This window comes from Helicobacter bilis (genome assembly GCF_001999985.1).
Lineage (GTDB): Bacteria > Campylobacterota > Campylobacteria > Campylobacterales > Helicobacteraceae > Helicobacter_A > Helicobacter_A rappini.
In genome coordinates, this window is sequence record NZ_CP019645.1 from 917,788 (window position 1) to 938,847 (window position 21,060).

A 21,060-nucleotide genomic window follows, 5' to 3' on the forward strand; every position below is an offset into this window, starting at 1 on the left:
AACTATACGGCAAGCGAATCAATATTCGCACCTTCTGGAATCTTTACATAAAACTTTTTAAAATCAGCTCTTTGACCTTCTTTACCACGAAAACGCTTTGTTTTACCATCTTGTCTCAAAGAGTTTATTTTTAAAGGTGTAAAACCAAAATATTCTTTAAAGATTTGCTTTAATCTGTTTTTTGTCATGCGTGTAGAAGTTTGGACAACCATAACACCGCTTTCTTGCAATCCTAAAGATTTTTCTGTATATAAAATCGTTTTAATATCTGTTATATCTGCCATCTTAACCTCTTTTTACAAGTTCATCAAACACCGCTTTTTCAATCACAACGCTTCTAAATGCTGCTACAAGATATGCGTTTAACTCACTCGCATCAGCTAAATAACACGATTGTAAATTGCGGAATGCAAGAAATGTTTTTTCATTACTCACTTGTGTTACAAATAATGTGCTTCTTTGCCCTAGTGCTTTAAATTGTGCGAACGCATCTTTTGTTTTGCCACTTTCTACATTGATAGATTCTATAATAAAGAGCTTACCCTCATTTGCTTTTTGTTGTAAAGCATATTCAAGAGCTAATCTTTTTTGCTTTTTATTAATCTTTAAATCATAGTTTCTGTTATTGCTTGGACCATGACTTACACCACCGCCAACAAACACAGGAGAAGTAATGCTACCAGCACGCGCTCTACCGCCACCTTTTTGAGCCCATGGCTTCTTACCGCCACCGCTTACTTTGCCTCTTGTTTTTGCTTGTGCGTTGTTTGCACGAAGACTAGCAAGATACGACTTCACATAAAGATACAAGTTGTGTTCTTTAATCTCTGCATAACGCTCTGGCAATGCTACTTCAGCACCTTTGGCAAACTTGCCATCTAACATAATTGCCTTACTCATTATTTACTACCTTTTTTATCTAAAATAGTGATTTTACCATAAGCACCATTATACCCTGCCACAGAACCCTTTAACACAAGGATACCGCTTTGTGTATCAAAAGAAATAATCTCACTTCTCACACTCACAAGCTCATCACCATAATGTCCTGCCATTTTTTTACCCGGCTGAACTCGACCCGGCCACTCTCTATTCCCAATAGAACCAAGTCTTCTATGGAATCTACTACCATGTGCTGCTGGACCACCTTGAAAATTCCAACGCTTCATTGCACCACTAAAACCACGACCTTTTGTCTTAAAACTTGCTTTTACAACCTTGCCATCGCTAAGGCTAGACATATCTAAATCGCCAACTTCAGTATTTGCAACCTTTAGTGTAGCAAAGCGGTTAAATTCCTTGCTTAGATTATACTTCTTTTGATTACCTTCAATGCTTTTATTGCATGTTTTTCCTTTAGAGTAGGCAACCAAAGCCTTACCATTTTCTTCTAGCTTACATACTTTAGCATTTAATACTTTTAGTAGCGTTACAGCTTGGCTAGGCGTAGCGATAATACGACTCATACCTACCTTTTGCACTATAAATTCCATTCTTATTCCTTATACAATAAATATAAACTTATTTATCCATTGACATTACTTCAACATCAACCTCTGGGGCTAAGTCAAGCTTCATAAGACTATCAACGGTCTCTCCTGTCGCAGACATAATGTCGATGATTCTGCTGTGTATGCGTATCTCAAATTGCTCTCTAGAATCTTTATTGATATGCGGGGAACGCAAAACCGTATATCGTCTTTTTCTAGTTGGCAAGGGCACTGGTCCAATGATTTCAGAACCCGTCCTCTTTACCGCACTGACAATGGCTGCTATCGAGCGATCAAGCACTCTGTGATCATAAGCCTTCAACTTTAGCCTAATCTTTTGCATATTTTTCCTTTATAGTTAAGAACTCGCACTGCCAATACATACCCTAGTTTTGCATTGCCATGCTAAAATCTATAAAGTAAAATATCGCAGTGTCGTAAAAACAAAGACAAAATTCTAATAAAAAAAGCGTGTTAAGTCAATACATACCGCATAAAATGCCGTATTTTTTATATTTTTTATTCCTTAGTATAAGGAAATTTTCTATTAAATATAATGCTTGGAGCAATAAATGAATCATTTTTCGGTTGATATATGTCATAATTGTCGGACAATACAAAGCTTAATAATTTGGACAATTTGACACTTCGCTATGCCCACGATAAAGTCATATTCCATTGTATAATCTTATATTTTTTAGCAGGTTTGTAGTTTGATATAGTTTTTGGAACATCATTTGCTGAACAGCTACTTAGACATTAAGACGCTAAAAACACATACCAAAAAAAGACATAAATTACACTGAAACAACAACTCATGCCAACTTTAACCGCAAGTTCGTTAATTTAATAATTTAATTGTTTTATTTACAAAAAAAGGGTATAATGTTGGAGTTTTTCGGTTAAGTGTATTTTTGGAATTGGATTTGCTTAGCATGTCTTAATTTTGAATTTTTACATGGATATTAGGGAGAATACTATGGAAAGTCTATCAAAAGCATTAGGGACTTCGTTTGAAACATCAAAGGCGTATAATCTAGTGTATAGTGCGCTGGATTATCGTTCTTTGCGACAAGACCTTATTGCAAGCAATATGGCAAATGTAGATACGCCTTTTTATCGTCCTAGAGATGTTCATTTCGAGGATATGCTTGCCGAGAAAGCGAGTCAGATTTTTGACAACAAGTCTCGAGCTGAAACCTTAAAACTAACTCAGGCGTTGCCACAGCATTTACCTAGCGGACTTGCAGATCCTTTGACTGGCTCTTTATTCTTTCGGGATGGACACCTTGCAAGGAATGATGGGAATAGCGTGGATTTGGATGTAGAAACAAGTGAAATGGGTAAAAACTCTGTTATGTATCAAGCGCTTACTTCAGCGTTGAAAAAACATAAAGGGATTTTTGCTTACGCTTTAGAATCTAGTAAGAATTTGTAGTGATAGTATTGTGTTAGGTTTGAATAAAGGATTAGTCATGTTTATGAGTACTTTTGATATTAGTGGTTATGGTTTGTCGGCACAGAGGGTGCGCGTGAATGTCATTTCTGCAAACATTGCAAATGCAAACACTACGCGAACTGATGAGGGCGGACCATATAGGCGACAAGAGGTTGTATTTCGTGCCTTTGATTTTAATAAGCAATTAAATAAAAGGTTGGCAAAGGACAATAATCTTGTGGAATATAAAGATCCACTTGAAGAAGGTGCGTATGGCAAAAAGCCTGTGCCACCGATCACAAGTGTGTATATTGATAAGATTGTAAGGGACGATAATAAGCCGTTGATGAAGTATGATCCAACACACCCTGATGCAAATGCGCAAGGCTATGTTGCATACCCTAATGTTAATCCTGTTGTCGAAATGGCCGATTTAGTAGAAGCCACTAGAGCATATCAAGCGAATGTGGCGGCATTTCAAAGTGCGAAAAACATGGCAAGCAATGCTATCACTATGTTTCAAGCGTAAATTTAATATTAAGGAGAAATAATGGCACAAGTTACACATATTGCAGCACCCGGTCTTGCTGATATTTCTCTAACAGATGTAAGCAATGAGGTTAGAGGAAGACAAGGCGATTTTTCATCGTTATTGAAGCAGTCTCTTGATGAACTCAATGCTTCTCAAGAAGTATCAGACAGAGCGTTGGCAGACATGGCAAGCGGACAGGTTAAGGATTTACACCAAGCAGCCATCACTATTGGTAAAGCAGAAACCAGCATGAAGCTTATGCTTGAAGTGCGAAATAAGGCTATCAGTGCGTATAAAGAGATTTTACGCACTCAAATTTAATTTTGCTTAAAAGAATTTAGTGGATTGTTGCTTTTAGATGCGTGGGAGCTTTGGTGGAGATTCTAAAAGTAATGAGAAAATTACTTTAAAGGATAGCTTAGAGGACAACCATTCACTAAATAAAAATCAAATAAGCAAATCCAACCGCCCTACCCCACAGCAATCACAAAATAGCAATGCAAATGTCTATCTTTTCCCGTCTAATAATAATATTGATGAGAATCTTCGCTCAAGCAATGACAGAGATTATGCTGCAGCAGATTCTGTTCGTGTTAAAATACCGCAAAAACCCACAAACTCACACTCCAGCAACAGCCAAACACAACTAGATAAAAATCAAGAAAATATTGATTCCATAATGCTTGATAGCATTGCGGAAAATCGTTTCCGCCTATATGATACACCAAATGAAAATTCTTTTAAAATCACAACTCTTTCAAACAATGAGCGTGAAAAACGCAAAATTCAACAAGATGAAGTCATGCCGCAAAAAGCCCAAAAGATACAACAAGTCGATGAAAATGAAGAAAATATAAGCGAAGAGGCGAAAACGCAAAAAGCATGGCGACTTTTCCTAGTGCTTGGGACATTTGCCCTTTGTTTTGTTGTATTTATACTCGCGGTATATGCAAAAATCATTGCAAAACCACCAAATATGGATCCCTACAATAAAAAGTCAAGAGACTATCCTTGGTCTGTGAAGGCAGATGTGGATATTGCTATGCGAGGACAAATATCAAGCCTAGATAATTATATCCTTACGACAAGCAAAAAGCTATACAGGGTAAGCATTTATGTCCCTTCCATATACGAAGAAAAAAGGGAATTACTATTTCAGCTCTTGCATCTTTATGCGGATTTTGACATAAAATCTTTGCGGGATTCAATAGAAAAAGGTGGTAATGCCCTAATTGCTACAAATGTAAATTCCATTGATGCGGCAAATTTACGCATTTTAAATCAAAAGTTAGCACGTTTGGGCGTGTATAAAAAATGCACTTTTACCTATATCAATAAAACAAGTTTGCAAGATGGAGAGATCAAAACACTTTATGCACGCGCTCAAGTTACACATGAAAAAGGCAGTCAAACCCCACTTGATATAGAAGTCTTACAAACGATGCAATCCTTTGAAAATGGCGATATAACAGAAGAAAATACCCTTGAAAAATTAAATGTGCTATTGGTAGAATACAAAAATAAAGATATAGACCTATCAAAAGAATGTTATACGCCTATTTTTACCCACAATTCTGATGTGAAAAATAATGCAAGCACAAGGATTGATAGGGGGCTTGATATTGCTGTTGAAAAGATAGAAAGGACATATCCTTTTAAGAATCTTATGCAACCATTACTAGGCTTTACAAACTATGGCAAAAAGATAATAAACGACAAAATGTATGATGATAAAATGAAGCTTGTAGCCCAATCTGGCGTTGAAAAATATCGAGATGGAATCTTATCGCCAAAACGCGATGGCAAGATTTTGGGTATGGCAGATAAAGGCGGAAATATCATATTAAATCGTCATGCAAAAACATACGAAAGGACAGATGGATTCCAAGTGCAGCTTACCATACCACTAACTTTGCAGTCAAAAATACAAGATATACTCAATGACGCACATAAAAAATACAAAGCAGAACAAATTGTAGCAGGCATCATGGACCCAACTACAGGCGAGATTCTAGCGCTTGCCTCTTCATCATCTTTTAACCCAAATATAGGCAAACGCGACAAAGACATAGCAAGCAAAATGCGTGTAGCAGCAGCCGAACGCTCATTTGAACCCGGTAGCACTATTAAGCCGCTTGTATTTGCCTATCTAGCAAATAAAAAGTGGATTAACTTTCAGGAGAACTTTGACCTGCATGATGGAATCTATCAATTACGCACCTATACCATACGAGATACTACCCCGCTAAAAAGTGCAACAGCGGAGCAGATTCTCATCAAATCAAGCAATATTGGTATGACAAAACTCACACGCAATCTAAGCGGAAAGCAAATGCAAGATATGTTTCAAGCCTTTGGTATCGGTGAAAGCACAGGCATTGACATAGCAAACGAAGCCACGGGGCTATTGCCTAAGCCAAGCATTCTAAATAGAGAGGTAGAAAAAGGAACGGCAAGTTATGGCTATGGATTGCGTATGACTTTTATCCAGCTATTGCGTAGTTATGCACCTTTTAATAATGGCGGCTTTCTTGTAACACCGCATGTAACAAAGCATTTCATAGCCCCAGATTCAAAGATTTTCTATCCAAGTATAGAATCTCCTAGGCAAATCATTAGCGCAGAAAATGCGGCATACATGCAAAAGATTTTACATCGCGTAGTTAAAGAAGGCACAGGCAAAAGGGCTGATGTCGCAGGGCTTATTGTAGGCGGTAAAACAGGGACAGCAAGAGAGAGAAAAGATGGTGAGACCATCTATAATGGCTCGTTTTTTGGCTATGCAAGCGATGGCAAAAAAACATATACCATCGGCGTAGTTACTTATGGCTCACAAGCAAATGAAGACTACTATGCAGGACAAACCGCCGCCCCAGTTTTTGCAAAAATCGCCGACCTATTAGCACAAGAGGGATATTTGGAGCGTAAATAGCATAGATAACTCTTGATAATTATATTATCGTTGCCTACAATATATCATAACCGCACATTGACACACCTTCGAGCTATTGGGTCGGAGCCAAACAAACACGGAAACCAATTTCCACCACTCTAAAACAAACCACAATTTCCACTTTACTACAAAACTTCTGCTAGAATCCCAAGTCTTATACAATAAGAGTTTCAGCATAAATATAAGGATATATATGAATAAGATTTATAAAATCAAAGGTTTTACTCCATTTATCATTGTAGCATTTATCAATGCCTTTATTGATTTAGGGCATAAGGTGCTAATGCTAAGCATTATCTATAAGTCATTTAGTGAGGGGGAACATTTATTTTATAACTCCATTGCAAATGCACTTGTGATTCTGCCTTTTGTTCTGCTTTTTTCCCCTGCTGGTTTTCTTAGTGATAAGTTTTCAAAAAATAAGATTCTAAAGATTGGGGCTTTTGTTAATATCATTCTTTTATGTATTCTTATGTTTTTTTACTCCATAGGCTTTTTTTGGGGGGCATTTTATATGACGCTGCTTATGGGTATGCAAGCTGCCATTTACTCCCCTGCAAAGTATGGGTATATAAAAGAGCTTGTAGGTAAAGAGAATCTTACATGGGGAAATGGCATTATACAAGCAACTGCGATTGTAGCAATGCTTGGTGGTATGATATTTTTTTCAGCCCTTTTTGAGAGATTCTATACAGATGGACTTACAGATCCCTCACTCATTATAAAAGATATGGTGTTTTTAGCGATACTGCTTTGCTTCTTTGCATGTTTGGAATTTTTACTAAGCTTTAGACTACCGACAATAAGACAAGATTCTAATATTTCATTCAATAAGGACAAATATCTAAGAGGTGAGCTTTTAAAAGAGAATCTAGCAGTTATGAAAAAGCATAGAATGATTTATCTCTCTGTGCTTTTTATAGCAGTATTTTGGACTATCTCACAACTGCTTGTTAATATCTTTCCTGTATATGCGAAAAATGTATTAAGAATCATGGATACAGATATTGTCAATATGCTTATTGCTTGCACTGGACTTGGCATTATTGTAGGCTCAATCATTGCTGGTCGCTATTCTAAAAACTATATTGAGACAGGTCTCATACCGCTTGGTGCGTGTATCATGTCTATTGCCCTTTTATTATTTGGCGTTTTTAACTCTCTATTTAGCATTTCACTTCTTTTCTTTCTTTTTGGCTTAGGTGGGGCATTATATGTTGTGCCATTAAATGCGTTAATGCAGTTTTATAGCAATGATAAGGAATTGGGGACAATCCTTGCTGGAAATAACTTCGTGCAGAATATCGGCATGCTTTTAGCCCTATTTATCGCTACTTTATTTGGCATACAGAATCTACCTGTTGAGTGGCTTTTCTATGTGAGTGCCTTGCTTGGAATAGTCGCTACTTTATATATGATAAAGCTATTACCTTTCTCACTTGTTAGAATCTTAGTTAGCATGGCAATATTGCAGAGATACAGACTCGTTGTAGAGGGCTTTAATAATATCCCGCAAAAAGGCGGTGTATTGCTGCTTGGGAATCATATCTCATTTATCGACTGGGCTATCGTGCAGATGGCTGTGCCTAAGAAAGTGTATTTTGTAATGGAGAGAAGTATTTATTCTCGTTGGTATATTAAGTTTTTCCTTGATTTCTTTGGTGTGATACCTGTATCTAGCTTAGGAAGTCGTGGGGCAATAGAGCAGATTCAAAAGAGATTAAGCAATGGAGATATTGTGTGTTTATTCCCTGAAGGTGTGATTAGTCGGCATGGACATTTAAATGAATTTAAAAGTGGATTTGAGAAAATCGCACAAGGTGTTGATGAGAGTCTTGCAGTTGTTCTGCCTTTTTACATTCGCGGTATGTGGGGCAGTATCTTTAGTCGTAGCAATGAGCAGTTTAGAGAGCGTAAAAAAAGCTTTACAAAAAGAAGTGTAAGCATTGCCTTTGGTATGCCCCTGCCACTTCATACACAAAAAGAAAAGATTAAAGCAAAAGTATTTGAGATGAGTTTTAAAGCATGGGAACATCAGTGTCAAAACTCGCCAACTATCCCTGCTGCTTTTATAGAATCTTGCAAACGCGGTGGAGGCGATATTGCTATCATTGATACACAAACAGGCAGTATGTCTTATCGTAAATTGCTTACACTTTGTGTTATGCTTAGTCAAGATATGAAAGAGTTAAGCTATAAGCCACTACCAAAAAGGACAAATAGCTGTTCTCTTCCAAATGATTGCATAGGTGTTATGCTGCCTGCTTCTTTAGCAAGTGTGTTATGTAATTTCTCAAGTATGATGGCTGGAAAAATCGTTGTCAATCTCAACTTTACTGCCGGACCAAAGGCGATTAAAAGCGCAATAGTGTCTTCTAATATCTCACATATCTATACTTCAAAAAAGTTTTTAGAAAAGCTAAAAGACAAAGGCATAGAGATTGATTTTAGCGGTGTTACCCTGCATTTTATGGAAGATATTGTCGCACAGATTCGTAAGCAAAAAGTAGCCTTTATACTCAATATTTCTTTTATCACACTTGCACCTACTTGGCTTTTAAAGCTTTTGTTTGCAAAGGAAAGCAAGATAGAATCTGTATGTGCCATTCTCTTTAGTAGCGGGAGTGAGGGCGTGCCAAAGGGTGTTATGCTTAGTCATTTAAACATTATGAGTAATATCGCACAAATCGCTGATGTAATCCATGCAAGAAATGATGAGACCATGCTGTCTTCTCTGCCACCATTCCATGCTTTTGGCTTAACCGTTACAACGCTTATGCCACTTATTGAAAATATGCTTGTCATCTCACATGCTGATCCAACAGACGCATTAGGTATCGCAAGGGCAATAGCACAAAATAATGTAACAATCATGTGTGCGACTTCTACCCTACTTGGAATCTATGCGAGAAATCCAAAGATTGATAGAGTAATGTTTGATAGCATTCGTTTAACTGTGGCAGGGGCTGAAAAGCTAAAAAAAGAAGTGCGTGAGGCTTACACGATGAAGTTTAATAAGCCCATTTATGAAGGCTATGGTGCGACTGAAACCACGCCTGTTGCAAGTGTGAATCTACCTGATGAATTTGATGTTACATTCTGGCAGATTCACAGAGCAAATAAAGAGGGCAGTGTAGGTATGCCACTTCCTGGGACTGCTATTAGAATCGTAGATTATGACACGCTAGAAGAGCTGCCATTAGGAGAGCATGGACTAATCCTTATAGGCGGACATCAAATCATGGTAGGCTATCTCAATGATGAAGAAAAAACAAATGAAGTGATTATCGATTTACATGGAATCCGCTGGTATAAAAGCGGGGATAAAGGCTATCTAGATTCTGATGGTTTCTTACATATTACAGACAGATATTCTCGCTTTGCAAAAATTGGCGGTGAGATGATTAGCTTATCAAGCGTTGAAGAAGAGATTGCAAAAGTCTTTAAACATAAAGAGATTTCAAGTGAAGTAAAGTTTTGTGCAGTAGCACTCGAAGATAGCAAAAAAGGCGAAAAAGTAGTATTACTTATAGAATCCCCACAAGAGCATTGTGCCATAGCAATTGAGAGTATTAAAAAATCTGATATTATCCCGCTTAAAAAGCCAAGCGAATATTTTATCGTAGATAAGATTCCAATACTTGGCAGTGGTAAAGTAGATCTAAAAAGCACAAAGGAACTTGCTAGGGAGATTGAGGGAAAGAAGTTTACAACAAAGGATCTTATGGCATAATAGCTTGTTGCTTGTGTGAGATTATGTGAGTTATTTTTTAAACGGATGTTGCAAAGACATTTGCATCTTTCAGAGTGCAAGTATTTATTTTGATTATCTCTTAGGTCTAAATAGCCGCCTTATAGCTCTTTCGATACCTTTTATGGAATCATAAATATTAAACAAGGGTTTTAGTCTATTATATTTTGCTGGATTTGTGATGCGCAATCTATCACGCCATTTAAACTTTTTGTCAAGATAGGGCTCTAAGATTGTAAGCTTTGGGATAAGGCTCAATGGATCATGCTTAAAACTTAAAAGATGGCAGCTTGGCTCTATATATGGGGATAGAAACTTTTGTTTTGCCTTGTCATCTAGCTTACTTGGATTTGCGTTTATAAACTCCATAAATTCAAGCAACATAAGAAACCAGCTACTACATGTATGATATTTTCGCATAACTTGCTTGTCTTTAAAAGTATCATAAATATGTTTGACATAATGTGGAACCGGTGTATTTTGTGTCGTATTGGTGATGCTATTTGGACGGACTCGATACACATGCAACTTTTGTTTTACCATAAAAATTCTTTGGCTTTGTAGAAAAAGCAGTACTCCAAAATTGACATCTTCATAAATCGCATAATCAACAAAAGCGAGTTGTATAGACTTCAACAAATGGAAATTGATTAAAAATGGCCATGCGGCGGCAAAGTAATTCTCATTCGAATTGACAAATATTTGTATCCATTCTTTTTGTGTTAGCATGTTATTGTCTTTTTGCGCATAAATTTGATATACATCTTTATCATGTGAATGTGGTTGCATGCCTTCATGCAATATGCAGGAATCAAACCACACAATATCTACACCATCTGAATGCTTTATACACTCTTCTATGCAATAAGGTTTCCAATAGTCATCAGAATCTAAAAAGATAATATAGTCTATTTTTTGTGGTTGGAGTGTGGAGTTATGATTGTTTGTGGTGTTTATATTGTGTTTTGTGGTGTTTATATTGTGTATGGATTCTGTATTGTGAGGTGGGCTATCTTTGTGATGATTTATGTTGTTTATTTTATGCTGAGATTCATCTGTGTTGTTTTGGGAATTATTGGATTTTAAAGTTTTAGAATCTGTGCTAAATTCTTGTTGTGTCGTGGTTGCATGAGTGCTAGCAGTATAAATTTTATAAATATTATATGGGTTTTCATTTGTAATGTTATAGGAATAGAGTGTTACCCCCCCCCCCCCCATTGTTGCTATTTATTCTATTATTGTAGTTTGTGTTTTGTGTAGAGTTCAGATTCTTGTTATTTTTAGTCATAGGTGAAAAATCTTTATTTGAATCTATTTCAGAATCTAAGTAAAAATTTGATTCCATGTTGGATACTTCACTCAAAGGCTCAGTATGACAAGTTGCTTTCAAATCTGGTTTTACTTTATCTTTATATTGAAGCGTGGAATCTATTGTATATGTTGTGCTAGATTCTAAATTTATACTAGAATCTAGTTTTGCTTCATACTTTTCACTAAACCATGCAATACCTACATTTCTAGCACTAGATAACCCACCATTCTCTTTATCTATAAGTATAAATCTAGAATCTTTTGCTACATATTCTTTTGCTATATTTAGACTTTCATTATTATCTGTGCTACCATCATTGACTAAAACAATGCTTAGATTCTTATATGTTTGATTGATTACAGAATCTAGACATTCTCTTAGATACTCTGCTACATTATAGATTGGTATTACAACGCCTACTTTTTTGTTTTGTGGAGATTGTGTTGTTGTAGTGTTATGTTGCATGGTGTTCTCTCATGTTTATGTATATTTGAGTTTATCTCTCAAACAAACTTGCTATTATAGCAAATTAAATGATGTATACATTGCGAGCGTTATGAAATTTTGATTAGCGTTGTTTGTTTTGACATGCTTTATTGTGTAATTTAAAGATCTTGCGTATATTTCTCTCAACACTTTTTATGAAATCATAACCTGCAAATAGAAGCTTTAGTCTATTGTATTTCTTTGGATTTGTGATACGGAGTTTATGGCGATATTTAAAACCTTTTTTGAGATAAGGTTCTATTGCTGGTAGCTTGGGAATGAGATTTAGGGGGTCATGCTTAAAATCAAAAAGTTTTAGGCTGTGTTGTATGTAGAGTGAAAAGAGATTTTGCAGAATCTCATCATTAACTTTTTGATTATCCTCCAAAAATTTCATGAACGCCAAAAACATAAATAACCAGCTACTAGCAATATAATATTCTTTAGTTATTAACCTGTTGTCAAAAATATCGCAATATTGTTCAAAATGGCGGGGTATATAAATATGGTCTGGATCAAAATCACACGAGCTATTTGATCTTATTCTATAAACATAAAATGGTTTTGGGATTACATAAATGAACTCACTTTGCAAAAAGAGTAAAGTACCAAACAAGTGGTCTTCGGCAAATACCTTGTCGTAAAAATAGAGATCAATGTGCTTTAAAAATTTAAAATTTATGATACCCTGCCACACCCAAGAAAAATAAATTTGCTGTTTATCATAAAGCCTATATAGCCAATCTTGCATATTAATTTTTTGTTGCGGTATCTTTAATGCATGAAGCTGAGTTATAGGGCTTGCCTCTATCTCACCACAATCAACCTCATAATCAAACCACACAATATCTACACCATCTGAATGCTTTATACACTCTTCTATGCAATAAGGTTTCCAATAGTCATCAGAATCTAAAAAGATAATATAGTCTATTTTTTGTGGTTGGAGTGTGGAGTTATGATTGTTTGTGGTATTAGATGCATAGATTTTATAAATATTATATGGGTTTTCATTTGTAATGTTATAGGAATAGAGTGTTACCCCCCCCCCCCCATTGTTGCTATTTATTCTATTATTGTAGTTTGTGTTTTGTGTAGAGTTCAGATTCTTGTTATTTTTAGTCATAGGTGAAAAATCTTTATTTGAATCTATTTCAGAATCTAAGTAAAAATTTGATTCCATGTTGGATACTTCACTCAAAGGCTCAGTATGACAAGTTGCTTTCAAATCTGGTTTTACTTTATCTTTATATTGAAGCGTGGAATCTATTGTATATGTTGTGCTAGATTCTAAATTTATACTAGAATCTAGTTTTGCTTCATACTTTTCACTAAACCATGCAATACCTACATTTCTAGCTGTGCTTTGCCCACCATTTTCTTTATCTATAAGTATAAATCTAGAATCTTTTGCTACATATTCTTTTGCTATATTTAGACTTTCATTATTATCCGTGCTACCATCATTGACTAAAACAATGCTTAGATTCTTATATGTTTGATTGATTACAGAATCTAGACATTCTCTTAGATACTCTGCTACATTATAGATTGGTATTACAACGCCTACTTTTTTGTTTTGCATGGTGGTTTCCTTTTGTGTTGGTGTATTGTAAATTTTCATACCTTTATATTATTTCAACTTATTCGCAAGTAAATTTTTTAACCCAACTTGCACGGCACCACCTTCTAAAATGGCTTGAACTTCAAAGGCTATGGGTGTGTAGAGATTGTGCTTTTTGCTGATTTGCACGATTGATTTTGCACTATATACACCTTCTGCTACTTCGCCTAATTCATTTAGAATCTCTTCTAGCGATTTATTATTAGCAAGTCCAAAACCTACGCGATAGTTCCTTGACATTGTAGAATTTGAGGTAAGAAATAAATCCCCACTACCAGATAATCCCAAAAAAGTTTCTTGTTTTGCACCAAAAAACGCACCAAAACGCGCCATCTCAACAAGCCCACGAGAAAGCAGTGATGCCTTAGCATTATTCCCAAGTCCTAGTCCATCGCAAATCCCACCAGCAATGGCGATAACATTTTTATATGCCCCTGCGATTTCAGCGCCTATAACATCATTTTGCACATAGGTTTTAATGAAACTAGGGAAGCATTGTGCGTATCTTTTGCTTAAATCTTCATTGCTTGAGTGTATCACTAACGCACAAGGAAGCCCTTTCATCACTTCTTTAGCAAAGCTAGGTCCAGCAAGATAGCACATAGAATCTGCCTTAAAATACTGCTCTAAAATCTCATTGACAAAAGCCCCACTACCTTGCTCTATCCCCTTACTTGCTACAAGGATTTGCATATCATTACGCACAGATTCTAAAAAACTTGCCTTCTGCATAAACTCTCGTAAAAAAGCACTTGCAATGGCGATCACACAAAGTGGGTTCTTAGAATTTTTATAGTGTGTTATAAAGTCATCATAGCTAAGTTGATAGGGGGTAGTATTAGAATCTTGTGTAATATCACTGCCATATTGTGTGAGATTTAGCTTTCGCCTTGATAATACAAAAACACGATTTTTTTGACTAAACGCATGAGCTAGGGCAAGTCCCCAAGCACCGCCGCCAAACACAAATATATCCTGCATTATATGAATCTCTCCCACACCATTTGATTATTTGGTCCCTAACTCTAGCATTAAATGCTTGTTGTTTATAATCTCTATTTCTCTTTTTAATCGCATTCTTTCTTCATATAATAGCTCTTTTTCAGCATTTAACCTTGCAATTTCTCGACTTGTGTAATAAATATTATTAGAAATAAAAATCTTTGGGATAAAAATAGCCATAATGACAGACAGAATGAAACACGCTATAAGAAGATTAAATCTCCCTATACCCTCCCTTTTTTCATCAAAGGTTACAAGCTCTTCCTTTTCATCATTTGATATACGCATATCAAGATCGCTTATCTCCAAAGTGTCTTCTATGATACCTTGCTGCATTGTGGAATCTTGCTTGTTAATGGAGTAAGGCACACAAGCCTACCTATGCAAGTTGTGCGTTAAGCATCCAAATTGCTTTTTCTAAATGTGCTACTTGTAAATCTGCAAGTCCTTGTGTTGTAGTGTCATTCTCTTTTGCTGCCACTTCTGAAAGTTTTTTAAAGTTTTTTAGGAAATATTTGTAATCTTCTAAAACGGATTCTAATACATCTTTTGACTTAAAGCTAGTTTTGCTTTCTTCTTTGATCTTTGCTTTGTCAAGCACTTCTTTTAGCGTTACATACGGAGTGTCGCCAAGCTGTATGATTCTCTCTGCTAGAGCATCAAAGATTTCTGCGAATTGATTATAAATCTCTTCTGTTGCCGCATGGACTTGTGGAAAATCTTTGCCTTTTACATTCCAGTGGTAATTGTGAGTTTTTGTAAAGAAAACTAATGAATCTGCCTGAAGTTGCTTTAAAATCTTTATCTGTTCCATGAAACACCTCTCAAAATAAAATAACTTTGAGAGTTTAGCATATCTTTAAGGACTTTTATCTTTGTTTCAAGTTTTTTATAAAAAAATCTGCTAAAGCCCTTGCCTCTTGTCTAAAAGCAAGGATAGATTCTAAAGTATTTGGAATCTTTGTATCTTTCATTTTCTCTAATACCTGCATACTTACTTCTGCTAGTGCATAAAAGGGGAGTTTTTCTTGCAGGAAATATTGCTGGACTAATTCATTACTAGAGTTTAGAGCTATACCCAAATGTGGGCAATCTAGCAAAAGATCTTTATACGCCCATAGTGGATAGCGATCTGTCTGTATTTTTTGAAAATTTATTTTTACAAAGTCATTTATGCTAAGCGGAGTGATACAAAAGCTACTTTGAGCCTTGAATCTATCCACACCATAAGCAAGGGGCAAACACATATCCGCATGACTTACACTAGCATTTAATGAATTATCACTAGATTCTATAAAAGCATGCACAAGGGAGCTTCTCTCAATAAAGGCATGAATGTTTTTTGTATCAAAAAGCCAATAAGCCTCTAAAATCTCATAAAGCTTATTTACAAGTGTTGCTGAATCTATTGTGATTTTTTGCCCCATACTCCATGTTGGATGTTTCAATACATCGCTTAGTGTAGCGTATGGAATCTTTTCGAGTGGAAAATCTCTTAAAGCCCCACCAGAAGCGGTAATATAGAGATTCTTAAAAGCTTTGTAATGCGTAATATTTGATTTATTTTTAGAATCTAAAATTGCTAGTAAAGACCATAAGCTAAAATGTTCGCTATCAATGGGGAAAATATGCTCTAGCATGTAGTTTCTTGTGCTAGATTCTGTATGCTTAGAATCTTTAGTAGATTCTAAGTTTTGCATGATATTTTGCTTTATCAAATGTCCTGCAACCACTAAGGATTCCTTATTGGCAAGGATAAGCTCTTTTTGTAATGCAATAGTCTTGAGACTAAAGCTAAGACCAGCATAGCCTACCACCGCATTTAGAATCTTTTGTGATTTACATATTTCAAGCATTTTACAAATGCCCTCTTCGCCGACAAACACTATGCTATCTTGTGGTTGTAACATATTAAGATTTTTTTCATCTGCGATAGCGACAAACTTAGGCTTACACTCTCTAATCTGCTCGTTAAACAATGCGATATTACTACCGCACGCAAGGGCTTCAATCTCTATGTTAAACTGCTTTGCAACTTTTTGTGCGTTTATACCTATGCTACCAGTGCTACCTAATATAACCACTCTATGCCTTTTTGCGAATTTTGCAATACAAAATTAAAGCAAAAAAATGAAATATTGTATTTTAAACAAGATGATAGAAGTATCATATAATTTTATGCCAGTTTCCATATAGAGTCACATTCTTTTACGACAACTGCTCGTTTGTTTTTAGTGTAAAAGCTGCCAAAATCTCTTGTTTGTATCGATAAATATCACTAATATTTTCTAAATCTATACGCTTATCTTTTTCAGTTGTAGGGATAGTAATGTATTTTTTGCTACCATTAAACCATGGCCGACAAAACCATTTTCTTAAATTGTTATCCGCTAAGATTCCAAAATAACTAAAGGTGTCTTTATATGTAATTCTCTCAATATCAAAATTCTTACATTCCGCAAAAAATGACTTGACAATGTAGAATCCCTGCAATTCTTCTTCTGTGGTAACAATAAGCTCTTCTTCATTAGTATTTACTTCTGCTTCATCTTGTTTTTCGTCTTTTGAAAGAGAATTCTTAACGGCTAGGATTTTCTCGTTTGCCAAATCATTAATAATGCCTTCTGTCATGCGTCTTGATGTTATTTTCGTTGCAAAAAACTTCACAAAATCATCATCTGGATTTTCTATTTGATTCCTGAAAATTTCCTGAATTTGTTTGTGGCTTTTTGCAATACTTGCAAATTGCACGATTGAATCTATATCAAGTTGTTCTTTGGTAAATTTTTCAAGCTCTTTCAAGTCTCGTTGTTTAATATTTTCTAGATGAAAAATCATAAAAGGATATTGATCCATAATGTTATCATTATCCAAATCAGAAAAAAAGCGATATTCTATGCCATTTGTCAAAATCGCAAATTTTGCATCAGACACAACATTAAAATAACGCACTAGCTGATTGTTATGATTATTTAAATTTTCACTATGATTTTTTACTTCAATAAGCACAAGTGGTTTGCCATCTTTCAATATAGCATAATCAACTTTTTCCCCTTTTTTTGTTCCAATATCTGCAACAAATTCCGGCACAACCACATGATTATCAAACACATCATACCCAAGCGCACTAAGAAAAGGTAATACAAAGCTATGCTTTGTGGCTTCCTCTGTTTTAATGTTGTCCTTTTGTGTTTTTACACGCTGTGCCAACTCAAAAATTTTATCTTCCAACATGATAATACCCCTACTTATCCTAAAAAACTGCTTTCTCATTATTGTAGCAAAATATTTCTATATTTTTATAACAATGTTTGAGATTTGTTTATTATTTTGTGTGTATGTCTAGGAATAATTTGCTGTTGTTTAATACTATAGGATATCTTACAGACATAAAACTACGCATAACAATGCGGTGCAATTTTATGTCAAATTCCAACTATTTTGGACAATAGGCAGTCGGATTTTAGCTATTTCCCCAAATAAACTTGTCGTGGGCGTGTGATTCTTACTGATGGATTTTTTACATGCTCTATCAAGTTAGCACACCAGCCGGGCATTCTACCTAAAACAAATATAGGTGTGAAAAGCTCTGTTGGAATCTTTAAGGCAGTCAAAATAATGCCGCTATAAAAATCCACATTTGGATAGAGTTTTCTCTCAATAAAGTATGAATCACTTAATGCTACTTCTTCCACTTTTTCTGCGATTTCACTCAAACGCATATCCATTTTGATACCGCGTTTATTTAAATCATCTTTCAAGGCTTTTAGAGTTTTTGCCCTTGGGTCATAGTTCTTATACACACGATGTCCAAAGCCCATAAGTCTAAATGGATCATTTTTATCTTTCACTCTAGCGACATATTTATCTACATTTTTAACATCGCCGATTTCACGCAATTGTTGTAAAACTGCCTCATTTGCACCGCCGTGTGCTGGTCCCCAAAGTGCTGCGATACCTGAAGAGATTGCTGCATAAGGATGCACGCCTGTTGAAGCGACATTTCGCACCGTTGTGGTGGAGGCGTTTTGTCCATGTTCTGCATGTAGTGTTAGAATCTTATCAAGGGCTTCAATCTCTACTGCATCAACGCCTTCTTCACCCTTTAGCGTATTTTTGAATCTGCCATGCGGATAACCTCGCAACATGTATAAAAAGTTTTCTACATAGCTTTTTGATACATCTGGCTCAATAAAAGGCGCACCAACGCTATGGCGATAGCAAAATGCTACCATTGTAGCCGTTTTTGCGATGATTCTTCTTGCCATCATTTGATAATCATCTTCATCGTCCATTTCTTTATGGTCATAATACAGCGTTGCTAAAACGCTTACGAGTGCTGATAGCGTAGCCATAGGGTGTGCTTTATCTGGGAAAGCAGCAAAGACAGATTTTAGTCGCTCATGTAAAAAGCCCCTATGCCTTAGCTCAAGATCAAAAGCTTGTGATTCTTCCTTATTTTTTGGCAAACCATCTTCAGCGATAAGCAAACGGCATACATCTGTAAAGCTATACTTTGCTACTAAATCTTGGATAGGAATGCCCTTATAAAGCAGTGCCCCCTCTTTACCATCAACATAGCTAATAGTAGATTCACACCCTGCTGTGCTGCCATACCCGGGATCATAAGAGAAAATCCCCGCAGTCTCGTAGAGTTTGCTAAAATTAATCGCCTTTGGTCCCCTTGTGCAATTGATCAAATCAAAGTCAAAGCTTTCATTTGTCTCATTGTTTGTGAGTGTTACTGTATTCTTACCCATATTAATCCTTTCTGTAAATAAAGCTTATATAGTCTAGCAATGCCCCATTTGTGCAACAAAGATTCTATAAAGCCGCACAATAACACCCCTAGATTGATTGCATTGTATCTTTTTTTCAAGCATTTTTCTAGCACATTGTATATTATCGATACTGCAAATATATACATGTTACAAAACTGCATGCTATTGTCATAATTGGCTTGTATATTCAAAGCAAACAAATCTTTAAGTAGATACGCTTGGGACTTTAAATATTAAATTTAACTTAAATTAAGCTATATTTAAGTAAATGCTGATTAGAATTCTGTTTTTAAAAATATTTTACATGTTTTAAAGGCAAATTATGGAACTCACTAAAACACCAAAGCAGGGGGAAATCCAAAGAGATTGGATTGTCCTTGATGCAAAAGGCAAGGTATTTGGTAGATTAATCGCTGAAGCAGCGACACTACTAAGAGGCAAACATAAGGCAAGTTATACGCCGCATTTGGATTGCGGTGATTTTGTGGTAATTATCAATGCAAAAGAAGTGCAGTTTAATGGCACAAACAAGCTTGATGATAAGAAATACTTCACACATTCAGGCTATTTTGGTAGCACAAAGTCAAAGACTTTAGCAGAAATGCTTGAGAAGCAACCAGAAAAGCTTTATAGACTTGCAGTAAGAGGTATGCTACCAAAAACAAGACTTGGTCGTGCTATGATTAAAAAGCTAAAAGTGTATTCAAGTGCTACACATCCACACACAGCTCAAGTAGCTGATTCTAAAAAAGCATAATAAAGGAATGTAATGAGTAAGGTTTATGCAACAGGAAAAAGAAAAACTGCGATTGCAAAGGTATGGTTAAGCAGTGGGACAGGCAAACTTACAATCAATGATATGGGATTAGATGAGTGGCTTGGCAGACATGATTCTATCAAAATGAAAGTTATGCAGCCGCTTGTGCTTACAAAGCAGGATAAATCGGTAGATATTCGTGCGATTACACTTGGTGGTGGCTACTCTGCACAGGCTGAAGCTTTGCGTAGCGGTATAGCAAAAGCGTTAAATAACTTTGATAGAGATGCGTTCCGCAAAGAGCTTAAAAGTGCTGGATTGCTTACACGCGATGCAAGAGTTGTAGAGCGTAAAAAATATGGTAAGCGCAAGGCTAGAAGAAGCCCACAATTCTCAAAAAGATAAGATTCTTTTATATTTTCTCCATTTTCTGCTACGGGCTGTATATATGGATCGCAAAGATTCGATATTACAGCTTGTTCCTTTCTTTGAAAATCTGTTTAATTAATATTTTTGTTCTGCCTAGAATCTTTAGGGGTAATAGTTAATTGTTTTTTTTACATTGGGTTTTGCTTGATTTTATTTTTAAAAGCGATTTTCTTGCATTTGTATTGTTTAAACAGAAAAGGAATCTGGATTCCGTTTTGCTGTTTGTCTTTTTACCCTGAAAAAATACATGACTTCATCTCAAACTTCACTCACTTTAATATCTGGGTGGATATCTCTTTGCAGAGTAGCTAATATCGCATTATGTAAAGTCGCATTTTTACTAGGGCAGCCACTACATGCACCATGAAAACGCACAAAGACACACGCATTTTTGATTTCTACAATCTCAATATCACCGCCATCTTTTAGCAGTATGGGACGCACACTATTTATACTTTGTCGCACGGGGGCTAAAAGCTCGGTATCGCTAAATGGAAACATAATC

The 21,060-nt window shown here is 35.8% G+C and carries 19 protein-coding genes and 2 pseudogenes; 7 read left to right on the plus strand and 14 right to left on the minus strand.

The window, feature by feature from the left end; genetic code table 11:
• Nucleotides 1–2 precede the first annotated feature (2 nt).
• The 4 genes from XJ32_RS04380 to rpsJ are packed head-to-tail and all read right to left on the minus strand — an operon-like array spanning nt 3 to nt 1,833.
• Complete coding sequence (locus tag XJ32_RS04380) at nt 3–284, minus strand: 50S ribosomal protein L23 (RefSeq protein WP_004086433.1); 282 nt, start codon at nt 282–284, stop codon at nt 3–5.
• A 1-nt stretch (nt 285) separates the two neighbouring features.
• Nucleotides 286–900, minus strand: a complete 615-nt coding sequence (gene rplD / locus XJ32_RS04385) for a 50S ribosomal protein L4 (protein ID WP_004086431.1) — start codon at nt 898–900, stop codon at nt 286–288.
• Nucleotides 900–1,493 (minus strand): 50S ribosomal protein L3, encoded by a 594-nt coding sequence (gene rplC, locus XJ32_RS04390; RefSeq protein WP_034565206.1) that lies wholly within the window; start codon nt 1,491–1,493, stop codon nt 900–902. The genes rplD and rplC overlap by 1 nt, the downstream gene beginning before the upstream one ends.
• Before the next feature lie 28 nt (nt 1,494–1,521).
• Nucleotides 1,522–1,833 (minus strand): 30S ribosomal protein S10, encoded by a 312-nt coding sequence (gene rpsJ, locus XJ32_RS04395; protein ID WP_004086428.1) that lies wholly within the window; start codon nt 1,831–1,833, stop codon nt 1,522–1,524.
• A 636-nt stretch (nt 1,834–2,469) separates the two neighbouring features.
• Here rpsJ and flgB point away from each other — a divergent pair.
• From flgB to XJ32_RS04420, 5 genes are all read left to right on the plus strand, one after another.
• Entirely contained in the window at nt 2,470–2,928 is a 459-nt protein-coding gene (gene flgB, locus XJ32_RS04400) for a flagellar basal body rod protein FlgB (RefSeq protein WP_020995414.1), read from the plus strand.
• 37 nt (nt 2,929–2,965) lie between these two features.
• Nucleotides 2,966–3,457: a flagellar basal body rod protein FlgC gene (gene flgC / locus XJ32_RS04405; protein ID WP_005216538.1), complete on the plus strand. Its 492-nt coding sequence runs from the start codon at nt 2,966–2,968 to the stop codon at nt 3,455–3,457.
• A gap of 21 nt (nt 3,458–3,478) precedes the next feature.
• Nucleotides 3,479–3,781 (plus strand): flagellar hook-basal body complex protein FliE, encoded by a 303-nt coding sequence (gene fliE / locus XJ32_RS04410; protein WP_004086421.1) that lies wholly within the window; start codon nt 3,479–3,481, stop codon nt 3,779–3,781.
• A 37-nt stretch (nt 3,782–3,818) separates the two neighbouring features.
• Nucleotides 3,819–6,392, plus strand: a complete 2,574-nt coding sequence (locus tag XJ32_RS04415) for a peptidoglycan D,D-transpeptidase FtsI family protein (protein ID WP_254422481.1) — start codon at nt 3,819–3,821, stop codon at nt 6,390–6,392.
• Between the two features lie 208 nt (nt 6,393–6,600).
• On the plus strand, nt 6,601–10,146 hold the full coding sequence (locus XJ32_RS04420) for an acyl-[ACP]--phospholipid O-acyltransferase (RefSeq protein ID WP_437339616.1): 3,546 nt from the start codon (nt 6,601–6,603) through the stop codon (nt 10,144–10,146).
• 93 nt (nt 10,147–10,239) lie between these two features.
• Here the strand turns inward: XJ32_RS04420 and XJ32_RS04425 are convergent, their stop codons facing one another.
• From XJ32_RS04425 to XJ32_RS04465, 9 genes and pseudogenes are all read right to left on the minus strand, one after another.
• Nucleotides 10,240–11,382, minus strand: coding sequence for a glycosyltransferase family protein (locus XJ32_RS04425; RefSeq protein WP_077388472.1), 1,143 nt, complete (start codon nt 11,380–11,382; stop codon nt 10,240–10,242).
• Between the two features lie 261 nt (nt 11,383–11,643).
• Nucleotides 11,644–11,941: pseudogene (locus XJ32_RS04430) on the minus strand (glycosyltransferase family 2 protein); the annotation flags it as partial.
• 1,333 nt (nt 11,942–13,274) lie between these two features.
• Nucleotides 13,275–13,547: pseudogene (locus XJ32_RS11810) on the minus strand (glycosyltransferase family 2 protein); the annotation flags it as partial.
• Nucleotides 13,548–13,595: 48 nt separating this feature from the next.
• Nucleotides 13,596–14,567, minus strand: coding sequence for an NAD(P)H-dependent glycerol-3-phosphate dehydrogenase (locus XJ32_RS04440; protein WP_077390132.1), 972 nt, complete (start codon nt 14,565–14,567; stop codon nt 13,596–13,598).
• Nucleotides 14,568–14,594: 27 nt separating this feature from the next.
• Complete coding sequence (locus XJ32_RS04445; protein ID WP_005216649.1) at nt 14,595–14,957, minus strand: hypothetical protein; 363 nt, start codon at nt 14,955–14,957, stop codon at nt 14,595–14,597.
• A gap of 10 nt (nt 14,958–14,967) precedes the next feature.
• The gene (locus XJ32_RS04450) at nt 14,968–15,402 is read right to left on the minus strand and encodes a Dps family protein (RefSeq protein WP_077388474.1); all 435 of its coding nucleotides are present in this window, start codon (nt 15,400–15,402) and stop codon (nt 14,968–14,970) included.
• Between the two features lie 55 nt (nt 15,403–15,457).
• Nucleotides 15,458–16,672, minus strand: coding sequence for a 1-deoxy-D-xylulose-5-phosphate reductoisomerase (gene dxr, locus XJ32_RS04455; RefSeq protein WP_077388475.1), 1,215 nt, complete (start codon nt 16,670–16,672; stop codon nt 15,458–15,460).
• A gap of 124 nt (nt 16,673–16,796) precedes the next feature.
• Complete coding sequence (locus tag XJ32_RS04460; protein WP_077388476.1) at nt 16,797–17,822, minus strand: type I restriction endonuclease; 1,026 nt, start codon at nt 17,820–17,822, stop codon at nt 16,797–16,799.
• A 233-nt stretch (nt 17,823–18,055) separates the two neighbouring features.
• The gene (locus tag XJ32_RS04465) at nt 18,056–19,348 is read right to left on the minus strand and encodes a citrate synthase (protein ID WP_077388477.1); all 1,293 of its coding nucleotides are present in this window, start codon (nt 19,346–19,348) and stop codon (nt 18,056–18,058) included.
• A 343-nt stretch (nt 19,349–19,691) separates the two neighbouring features.
• Here XJ32_RS04465 and rplM point away from each other — a divergent pair, with 343 nt between their 5' ends.
• Entirely contained in the window at nt 19,692–20,126 is a 435-nt protein-coding gene (rplM, locus tag XJ32_RS04475; RefSeq protein ID WP_004084569.1) for a 50S ribosomal protein L13, read from the plus strand.
• 12 nt (nt 20,127–20,138) lie between these two features.
• The gene (gene rpsI / locus XJ32_RS04480; RefSeq protein WP_077388479.1) at nt 20,139–20,531 is read left to right on the plus strand and encodes a 30S ribosomal protein S9; all 393 of its coding nucleotides are present in this window, start codon (nt 20,139–20,141) and stop codon (nt 20,529–20,531) included.
• A 282-nt stretch (nt 20,532–20,813) separates the two neighbouring features.
• Here the strand turns inward: rpsI and XJ32_RS04485 are convergent, their stop codons facing one another.
• Nucleotides 20,814–21,056 (minus strand): NifU family protein, encoded by a 243-nt coding sequence (locus tag XJ32_RS04485; RefSeq protein WP_004086334.1) that lies wholly within the window; start codon nt 21,054–21,056, stop codon nt 20,814–20,816.
• Nucleotides 21,057–21,060: the final 4 nt, after the last annotated feature.

What these genes read in the sequence shown, in the direction of transcription:
- XJ32_RS04380 (WP_004086433.1), bottom strand. Translation starts at nt 284, where the DNA reads ATGGCAGATATAACAGATATTAAAACGATTTTATATACAGAAAAATCT.
- rplD (WP_004086431.1), bottom strand. Translation starts at nt 900, where the DNA reads ATGAGTAAGGCAATTATGTTAGATGGCAAGTTTGCCAAAGGTGCTGAA.
- rplC (WP_034565206.1), bottom strand. Translation starts at nt 1,493, where the DNA reads ATGGAATTTATAGTGCAAAAGGTAGGTATGAGTCGTATTATCGCTACG.
- rpsJ (WP_004086428.1), bottom strand. Translation starts at nt 1,833, where the DNA reads ATGCAAAAGATTAGGCTAAAGTTGAAGGCTTATGATCACAGAGTGCTT.
- flgB (WP_020995414.1), top strand. Translation starts at nt 2,470, where the DNA reads ATGGAAAGTCTATCAAAAGCATTAGGGACTTCGTTTGAAACATCAAAG.
- flgC (WP_005216538.1), top strand. Translation starts at nt 2,966, where the DNA reads ATGTTTATGAGTACTTTTGATATTAGTGGTTATGGTTTGTCGGCACAG.
- fliE (WP_004086421.1), top strand. Translation starts at nt 3,479, where the DNA reads ATGGCACAAGTTACACATATTGCAGCACCCGGTCTTGCTGATATTTCT.
- XJ32_RS04415 (WP_254422481.1), top strand. Translation starts at nt 3,819, where the DNA reads ATGCGTGGGAGCTTTGGTGGAGATTCTAAAAGTAATGAGAAAATTACT.
- XJ32_RS04425 (WP_077388472.1), bottom strand. Translation starts at nt 11,382, where the DNA reads ATGGGGGGGGGGGGGGTAACACTCTATTCCTATAACATTACAAATGAA.
- XJ32_RS04440 (WP_077390132.1), bottom strand. Translation starts at nt 14,567, where the DNA reads ATGCAGGATATATTTGTGTTTGGCGGCGGTGCTTGGGGACTTGCCCTA.
- XJ32_RS04450 (WP_077388474.1), bottom strand. Translation starts at nt 15,402, where the DNA reads ATGGAACAGATAAAGATTTTAAAGCAACTTCAGGCAGATTCATTAGTT.
- XJ32_RS04460 (WP_077388476.1), bottom strand. Translation starts at nt 17,822, where the DNA reads ATGTTGGAAGATAAAATTTTTGAGTTGGCACAGCGTGTAAAAACACAA.
- XJ32_RS04465 (WP_077388477.1), bottom strand. Translation starts at nt 19,348, where the DNA reads ATGGGTAAGAATACAGTAACACTCACAAACAATGAGACAAATGAAAGC.
- rplM (WP_004084569.1), top strand. Translation starts at nt 19,692, where the DNA reads ATGGAACTCACTAAAACACCAAAGCAGGGGGAAATCCAAAGAGATTGG.
- rpsI (WP_077388479.1), top strand. Translation starts at nt 20,139, where the DNA reads ATGAGTAAGGTTTATGCAACAGGAAAAAGAAAAACTGCGATTGCAAAG.
- XJ32_RS04485 (WP_004086334.1), bottom strand. Translation starts at nt 21,056, where the DNA reads ATGTTTCCATTTAGCGATACCGAGCTTTTAGCCCCCGTGCGACAAAGT.